The 1,654-nt window shown below is 54.6% G+C and carries 1 rRNA gene; it reads right to left on the reverse strand.

Annotation, left to right across the window (positions count from 1 at the left end):
• Window positions 1-51: 51 nt before the first annotated feature.
• Window positions 52-1,605: ribosomal RNA gene (locus tag FGB90_RS19370) — 16S ribosomal RNA — on the reverse strand.
• Window positions 1,606-1,654: the final 49 nt, after the last annotated feature.

Below are 1,654 nucleotides of genomic sequence, written 5' to 3' on the forward strand. Positions count from 1 at the left end.
ACAGGAGCGAAACCTGTGTTGAAACTTGTTTGAGCTTCAAAAGCTCCTTAGAAAGGAGGTGATCCATCCCCACCTTCCGGTAGGGATACCTTGTTACGACTTCACCCCAATCACCTGTCCCACCTTCGGCGGCTGGCTCCAAAAGGTTACCGCACCGACTTCGGGTGTTACAAGCTCTCGTGGTGTGACGGGCGGTGTGTACAAGGCCCGGGAACGTATTCACCGCGGCATGCTGATCCGCGATTACTAGCAATTCCGGCTTCATGCAGGCGAGTTGCAGCCTGCAATCCGAACTGAGAATGGCTTTATGGGATTCGCTTAACCTCGCGGTCTCGCTGCCCTTTGTACCATCCATTGTAGCACGTGTGTAGCCCAGGTCATAAGGGGCATGATGATTTGACGTCGTCCCCACCTTCCTCCGGTTTGTCACCGGCAGTCACCTTAGAGTGCCCAACTGAATGCTGGCAACTAAGGTCAAGGGTTGCGCTCGTTGCGGGACTTAACCCAACATCTCACGACACGAGCTGACGACAACCATGCACCACCTGTCACTCTGTCCCCCGAAGGGGAAAACCTCATCTCTGAGGGTTTCAGAGGATGTCAAGACCTGGTAAGGTTCTTCGCGTTGCTTCGAATTAAACCACATGCTCCACTGCTTGTGCGGGCCCCCGTCAATTCCTTTGAGTTTCAGCCTTGCGGCCGTACTCCCCAGGCGGAGTGCTTAATGTGTTAACTTCGGCACTAAGGGTATCGAAACCCCTAACACCTAGCACTCAACGTTTACGGCGTGGACTACCAGGGTATCTAATCCTGTTTGCTCCCCACGCTTTCGCGCCTCAGCGTCAGTTGTAGGCCAGAAAGTCGCCTTCGCCACTGGTGTTCCTCCAAATATCTACGCATTTCACCGCTACACTTGGAATTCCACTTTCCTCTCCTACACTCAAGTTCCCCAGTTTCCAATGACCCTCCACGGTTGAGCCGTGGGCTTTCACATCAGACTTAAGGAACCGCCTGCGCGCGCTTTACGCCCAATAATTCCGGACAACGCTTGCCCCCTACGTATTACCGCGGCTGCTGGCACGTAGTTAGCCGGGGCTTTCTGGTCAGGTACCGTCAAGGTGCCGCTCTATTCGCACGGCACTTGTTCTTCCCTGACAACAGAGCTTTACAATCCGAAGACCGTCATCACTCACGCGGCGTTGCACCGTCAGGCTTTCGCCCATTGCGGATGATTCCCTACTGCTGCCTCCCGTAGGAGTCTGGGCCGTGTCTCAGTCCCAGTGTGGCCGATCACCCTCTCAGGTCGGCTACGCATCGTCGCCTTGGTGAGCTCTTACCTCACCAACAAGCTAATGCGCCGCGGGCCCATCCCACAGTGTTAGGTAAAACCCAACTTTTACAAAGGAACCATGCGGTTCCCTTGATTATCCGGTATTAGCCCCGGTTTCCCGGAGTTATCCCAGTCTGTGAGGCAGGTTGCCCACGTGTTACTCACCCGTCCGCCGCTGACATCAGGGGAGCAAGCTCCCCATCAGTCCGCTCGACTTGCATGTATTAGGCACGCCGCCAGCGTTCGTCCTGAGCCAGGATCAAACTCTCCGTAGAAAGTTCGATGTCTCTGACATCAAAATGAAAATTTATTGACGGGATATTT

This window comes from Alteribacter natronophilus, from assembly GCF_006007885.1.
Taxonomy (GTDB): domain Bacteria; phylum Bacillota; class Bacilli; order Bacillales; family Salisediminibacteriaceae; genus Alteribacter; species Alteribacter natronophilus.